Source organism: Rhodococcus sp. RCBS9, from assembly GCF_029457415.1.
Classification (GTDB): Bacteria; Actinomycetota; Actinomycetes; order Mycobacteriales; family Mycobacteriaceae; genus Rhodococcus_F; species Rhodococcus_F qingshengii.
This window is the reverse complement of record NZ_CP120422.1, coordinates 3,136,236-3,142,500: the sequence shown is the minus strand read 5'-3', so window position 1 is coordinate 3,142,500 and position 6,265 is coordinate 3,136,236. Positions and strand designations below refer to the sequence as shown.

5 protein-coding genes and 1 tRNA gene (1 of these 6 running past the window's edge) are annotated in these 6,265 nt (G+C 63.4%); all 6 read right to left on the bottom strand.

The features are described 5' to 3' along the window. Nucleotides 1-407: the 5' portion of a DUF2752 domain-containing protein gene (locus P0M12_RS14860; RefSeq protein ID WP_007732476.1), read on the bottom strand. It extends 16 nt beyond the left edge of the window; only the first 407 of its 423 coding nucleotides appear in the window; it begins with the start codon at nt 405-407; its stop codon lies off the left edge, out of view. 30 nt (nt 408-437) lie between these two features. Next, complete coding sequence (locus tag P0M12_RS14855; RefSeq protein ID WP_047270004.1) at nt 438-1,007, bottom strand: RDD family protein; 570 nt, start codon at nt 1,005-1,007, stop codon at nt 438-440. A 121-nt stretch (nt 1,008-1,128) separates the two neighbouring features. Next, nucleotides 1,129-1,201 (bottom strand) — tRNA-Thr (locus tag P0M12_RS14850). A 30-nt stretch (nt 1,202-1,231) separates the two neighbouring features. Further along, a complete protein-coding gene (locus tag P0M12_RS14845) occupies nt 1,232-2,461 on the bottom strand; it encodes a DNA polymerase III subunit delta' (RefSeq protein ID WP_019746652.1) in 1,230 nt (409 codons plus the stop codon). Between the two features lie 33 nt (nt 2,462-2,494). After that, a complete protein-coding gene (gene topA / locus P0M12_RS14840) occupies nt 2,495-5,431 on the bottom strand; it encodes a type I DNA topoisomerase (RefSeq protein WP_003946104.1) in 2,937 nt (978 codons plus the stop codon). A gap of 192 nt (nt 5,432-5,623) precedes the next feature. Next, nucleotides 5,624-6,208 carry a hypothetical protein gene (locus P0M12_RS14835; RefSeq protein ID WP_003946106.1) on the bottom strand — a complete coding sequence of 195 codons (585 nt, stop codon included), beginning with the start codon at nt 6,206-6,208 and terminating at the stop codon, nt 5,624-5,626. Nucleotides 6,209-6,265 lie beyond the last annotated feature (57 nt).

Sequence of the window (6,265 nt, the reverse complement as noted above, 5' to 3'; positions counted from 1 at the left end):
CAGCTCCCCCACGGGGTGTTTCGAACAACCGTAAATGCAACGAGAACTCCGAGCACCACGATCGTCACAGTCGGCCGAAGCACGATCATGCGATCCCGCGTGCCTTTCCAACGGCGCACTGTCCAACCGATCCACGCGATCACCAACACCGCGATAAACGGCACGATCAAGGCATTGCTGGACACTGCGGCGCCAATATCCAGATTAGTCAGGTCATTGACCGCACGAAGGCCACCACACGCCGGGCACCACAATCCCGTCAACGCGTACATCGGACAAACGCCGTAACTACCCGCGCTGTGGGGATCACGGAAGTGGAGTACCGCGGCGGCCGTCACGGCCACTGCAGCAACACCGACGGGTGCGGCCAGCGAGCGTCGTCGACTTGTGACCGCTTCCAACTCCATGGCACCCACTGTAAGAGACCCCGGCCGCGACTAGCGGGCGCGAACGACTACCGACCGGACCACCATGTCGTGCCAGCACTGGTGCTTCGAGTCCCAGAGCGGCCAGAGATAGTTGAGGAAGCATGCCCCACCCAGGATCGCCATCATGATCCAACGAAGCAGCGCCATCACCGGGCCGAGCGGTACACCGTCGGACTCCCGAATCACCGAAATTCCCAGCCACTTCTTGCCGAGCGTCTGTCCGGTGTTCCCTTGTCTGAAGACGAGGTTCCATACCTCGATCAAGAAGATCGCCAGTATGCCGACGACCATGACGATCACGCCGACCGGATTGCCGCCTTCAGCGCTCACGCTGCCGTCGTCGTATGTGGTCACTTCGGATCCGGAGAACGCGATCACCGCCCCGATGATCGCGAGGATGACGCCCGGGAGCGGAACGACAAAGCCGTCGAGGATTGACGCGAACACCCGCGAGATCCAGCTTGCGTACGGATAGGCGGGCGTCGGCGGCTGATAACCCTGCGGCGGCATCGGCGGCATCTGCCCGTACGGCGGCTGATTCTGCGATGGTTGGCCTGGTCCCCAGTTCTGATCCGACATCGAGGTCTCCCCTGTTCAGGCACGTGTTCGCCGAACTCAGGATAAACCGCACATACGCAAGAATTGGGAACTAACGACAAGAGCCCCACATCCGGATTTCCGGGTGTGGGGCTCTTGGCTGAGCTGCCTGAGAGAATCGAACTCTCGACCTTTTCATTACGAGTGAAATGCTCTACCGACTGAGCTAAGGCAGCGTGCCTTTCGGCGGTGGCGAGTCTATCTGGTCAACCCCCGGATCGCGAAAACGGGGGTCGGAAAGCGGCTCCGATGGAGGCAACCATCGCATCGAGCGCCCACTGCAACTTGACGTTGAAGTCGACGGCCTCGCGGCATTCGAGCACCGCTTCGATGCACTTGAGCAACCCCTCCGGGGACGTTCGCGCAGCCAACTCGGCGGCCTGCCGAGCCATGTCGGGATGGGTCGCCGTCGACGTCGACCCCAGCGAATAGGAAAGCGCGTCCCGGTACATGCCGGCCAGGTCGATCAGCGTCCGGTCGAGAAGATCGCGGCGGGCCCGGGTGTCGCGCGATTTCTGACGCGCTTCGAGGTCCTTGATCAGACCAGCCGATCCGCGCAGAGTCCCGGCTGTTCCCTTGCCGGTTCCACCACCACCCAAGGAAACCTTGAGCTCCTCGAGCTCCTGTTCCTTGAGTTCGGCGTAGAACGCCTTGGTGTCAGCCTCGATCGACTTCACCAAGTTCTCTGCGGCCTTGTACGCCGTCGAAGCCCCGATCGCGTCTGCGGCAAGTCGAAGCGAACGCTGACGCTCGTCGCGCGCGCTCTCGTCGGTGGCGAGACGCCGAGCCCGGCCGACATGTCCGCCGCTGATCGATGCGGCGATTCTCGCCCGTTCCGGATCCAGCCCGTCGCGGTCGATCAGCACCTGAGCGATCGATTCGACGGACGGCGTCACCAACGGCATGTGCCTACACCGCGATCGGAGGGTGACAGACATGTCTTCCGGATCGGTCGTCGGCGCGCAGAGCAGGATGACCGTGCGGTCCGGCGGCTCCTCGACAACCTTCAGGAGGGCGTTGGCTGCGCCTTCGGTCAAACGATCGGCATCCTCGACCACGATCACCTGCCACCGCCCCGTCGTCGGTCGACGCGAAGCGATGTTGACTATCTCGCGCATGCCTTTGACGCTGATGCTCAGGCCGTCGGGGATGATCCGTCGTACGTCACCATGGGTTCCACCCATCGTCGTCGTACACGCATGACACTCACCGCACCCTGGTGCACCGTCGGAGGTGCATTGCAGGGCAGCGGCGAAGCAGAGAGCAGCCACCGAACGACCAGAGCCGGGTGGCCCGGTGAAGAGCCACGCGTGGGTCATCTCCGAGCCGCTGGAATCGCCACGAGCCGACAGTGCAGCATCACGCAGGCTCTGCTCGACGTCGTGCTGACCCACCAGCCGACCGAACACACCTCGTTCGGCCACTTCAGTACTCATGCAAAAACCCTAACCGTCGGCACCGACGAAGCCTTACGAGTCTTTCTTCGCCGGAGCCTTCTTGGCGGCGGCCTTCTTTGCCGGGGCCTTCTTTGCGGCTGTTTTCTTGGCAGCGGCCTTCTTGGCCGGAGCCTTCTTGGCTGCTGCCTTCTTCTTGACCGGGCCGCGCGCACGACGATCAGCCAGCAACTCCGACGCCCGAGCATCGGAAATGGATTCGACGTCGTCGTCCTTGCGAAGGCTGGCGTTGGTCTCGCCGTCGGTGACGTACGGACCGAAACGGCCGTCCTTGATCACCATCGGCTTCTCGCTGACCGGATCGACGCCCAACTCACGCAGCGGAGGCGTTGCCGACGCCTGACGCCCACGACGCTTCGGCTCGGCGTAGATCTTGAGGGCCTCGTCGAGCGTGACGGTGAACATCTGCTCTTCGTTGGCGAGCGAGCGTGAGTCCGTGCCCTTCTTCAGGTACGGACCGTAACGGCCGTTCTGCGCGGTGATCTCTTCCTTCGATTCGGGGTCGACACCCACGACGCGCGGAAGCGACAGCAGACGCAGCGCATCTTCCAAGGTGATCGTCGCCAAGTCCATGGACTTGAGCAGCGATCCGGTCCGCGGCTTGGGGCCTGCGACCTTCTTGGCAGCCTTCTTCGCAGGCGCCTTCTTGGCCGCGGCCTTCTTCACCGCAGTCTTGGTGCTGCCCGAGCTGATTTCTTCCGGCTCGGGAGCGGTGACGGGAACGATGTCCGGTTCCGGCTCGGCCGGCGGTTCGGGCAGGATCTCGGTCACGTAGGGACCGAAGCGGCCTTCCTTCGCGACGATCTCGTGGCCCGTCAGCGGGTCGACGCCCAGCTTGCGGCCCTCTTGAGGCGTCGAGAACAACTTCTCGGCGTACTCGGGAGTGAGCTCGTCCGGTGGCAGGTCATCGGGAAGATTTGCCCGCTGCGAGATCAGATCGCCTTCGGGATCGTCCGGATTCTGAACCATGCGCTCGAGATACGGCCCGAACCGGCCGACGCGCACGTGAACCTCGCGACCCTCGGCGTCGTCGAACAGTCGGATGGAGTTGACCTCGCGAGCGTCGATCTCCTCGAGATTGACACCGACCATCTTCTTCAGCCCGCCCTCGCGGGCGACCGAACCTTCAGCGCCTGTCTCGCCGCCGAAGTAGAAGCTGCTCAGCCAGTTGCCACGCTGCTCACGGCCACCGGCGATCGCGTCGAGATCGTCTTCCATTCCTGCCGTGAAATCGAAGTCGACCAGCCGGCCGAAGTGCACCTCGAGCAGCCCGATGACGGCAAACGCCACCCAGGACGGAACCAGCGCGCTGCCACGTTTGTAGACGTATCCGCGATCGAGGATGGTCTTGATGATCGACGAGTAGGTCGAAGGACGGCCGATGCCGAGTTCTTCGAGCGTCTTGATCAGGCTGGCTTCTGTGTAGCGAGCGGGCGGGTTGGTGCTGTGCCCGTCCGGATCGAGCTTGGTGGCCGTGACTTCCTGACCCTTGACCAGCACCGGAAGCCTGGATTCGGCGTCGTCGGACTGACCGCCGGCCTCTTCGTCGACGCTCTCGACGTAAGCCTTGAGGAAGCCGGCGAACACGATGGTGCGACCCGAAGCGGAGAACGTGCAGTCCTCGCCGGTGCCTGCCGTGCCGGAGATGCGAAGCGTCAACGTCGTACCGCGGGCGTCGGCCATCTGCGAAGCGACGGTCCGCTGCCAGATCAGTTCGTACAGCTTGAACTCGTCGGAATCGAGCTTGGAGTGCAGCTGACCCGGGGTCTGGAACACGTCGCCGGCGGGGCGGATCGCCTCGTGGGCTTCCTGCGCGTTCTTGACCTTGCGGGTGTACTGACGCGGCGTCGGATGCACGTATTCCGGACCGTACAACTCGGTGGCCTGCGCACGAGCGGCAGCGATCGCCGACTCCGAGAGAGTCGTCGAGTCGGTACGCATGTAGGTGATGTAGCCGTTTTCGTACAGACGCTGTGCGATGCGCATTGCACGCTCGGACGTGAAACGAAGTTTGCGTCCGGCTTCCTGCTGGAGCGTCGACGTCATGAACGGCGGGTAAGGCTTGCGCGTGTACGGCTTGTCCTCGGCGGAGGAAACCGTGAGGTCGACGCCCTGCAACGCTTCCGCGAGACGACGCGCGTACGCCTCGTCGAGCACGGTGACGGCGCTGCCCTTGAGCTTTCCGTCAGCTCCGAAATCGCGACCGGAGGCGACACGCGAACCGTCGACGGAGACCAGGCGCGCACCGAAACTACGCGGGCTGGCCTCTGCACCGGCGTCGAGCGTCGCGGAAATATCCCAGTACGACGCCGACTTGAACGCCATCCGCTCGCGTTCACGCTGGACGATGACGCGAGTGGCCACCGACTGGACGCGGCCGGCCGAGAGCTTCGGCATGACCTTCTTCCAGAGAACCGGGCTGACCTCGTAACCGTAGAGACGGTCGAGGATGCGGCGGGTTTCCTGAGCATCGACGAGGTCGGTGTCGAGTTCGCGGGTGTCTTCGGCGGCAGCACGGATTGCCGGCTCGGTGATCTCGTGGAAGACCATTCGACGAACCGGAATCTTGGGCTTGAGAGTCTCGAGGAGATGCCAGGCGATTGCCTCGCCCTCGCGGTCGGGGTCAGTTGCGAGGAAGAGCTCGTCGGCGTCCTTCAACAGAGACTTGAGTTCGGCGACCTTGCCCTTCTTTTCCGGGCTCACGACATAGAGCGGCTCGAAGTCGTGATCGACGTTGACGCCGAGACGGGCCCACGACTCGCCCTTGTACTTGGCCGGAACGTCCGCTGCGCCGCGCGGGAGGTCGCGAATGTGACCGACCGATGCCTCGACGACGTAGTCCTTACCGAGGTAGGGAGCGATTTTGCGCGCCTTGGTCGGTGACTCGACGATCACGAGGCGACGAGGGTTACCGGACGCTCCCTGACCGCTGCCGTTGTCCGCTTTAGCCACCTGCTGCCCGAGCCTTCCTTTGGACGTTCACTGCCGTCGGCAGTTCTTCAGAACTAGACGTGTGGAGCAAGTTATACCCCGTGTCTCTCTTTACAGAGTGACATACCCGCAAGACATTCGTGCAGATCAGTACAGTATGGGCTCCGTCGGACACGCGACATCAGCACCGTTGGACACGCGGCATCAGCTCTGTCAGACGTGCGGCCAGGCGACCGAGGTGTCGACGTGTTTCGGCGCCTCACCGAGGTATTCGACGAGCTTTGTCAGTCTCTTCTTTCCCGACACACGGAGCCCCGGACCCGGTGTCCGGTTACCCAGTTGAGTCGGCGCGATACCAACCCTCATCAAGGCCTGAGCCAGCGGTGCGTGTGTCTCCTTCGCATGGGGGTCGAGGCCGAACACGAATCGTTCACCGCCTTCTTCGAGTCGGCCGGCGGCGACGGCCCACACTCGGAGTTGGCGAGAATTAGGAACCCACCCGACCGGCACCGCCTTCACTGCTCCCTTGGTCCATTGCACGGACAGCGGAAGGAGTGCGGGCGTCGACTGAGTTCGGACGAGTGGGCTGCCTTCTTCGCTACGCGTCACCTCGGCCCCGAGTCCGCACTGCGCGATCAACTCGGCAACGGCCTGTGCTCTCCAGTCCCGATCCACGACGATCGAGATCCGCGCGCGATCCTCCGAGGTCACGACCTGCCCCGGTCCGGCCAGCATTCCGGCGAGGTCCGTCACGGCAGGTGGAATCGACTCGGCAGAGAAAAAGGACAGTTGGCTCACAGAGTGAAACGTAAGCCACGAAGGTACTGACGGCATAGACGACCGGCCGTGGTCGGA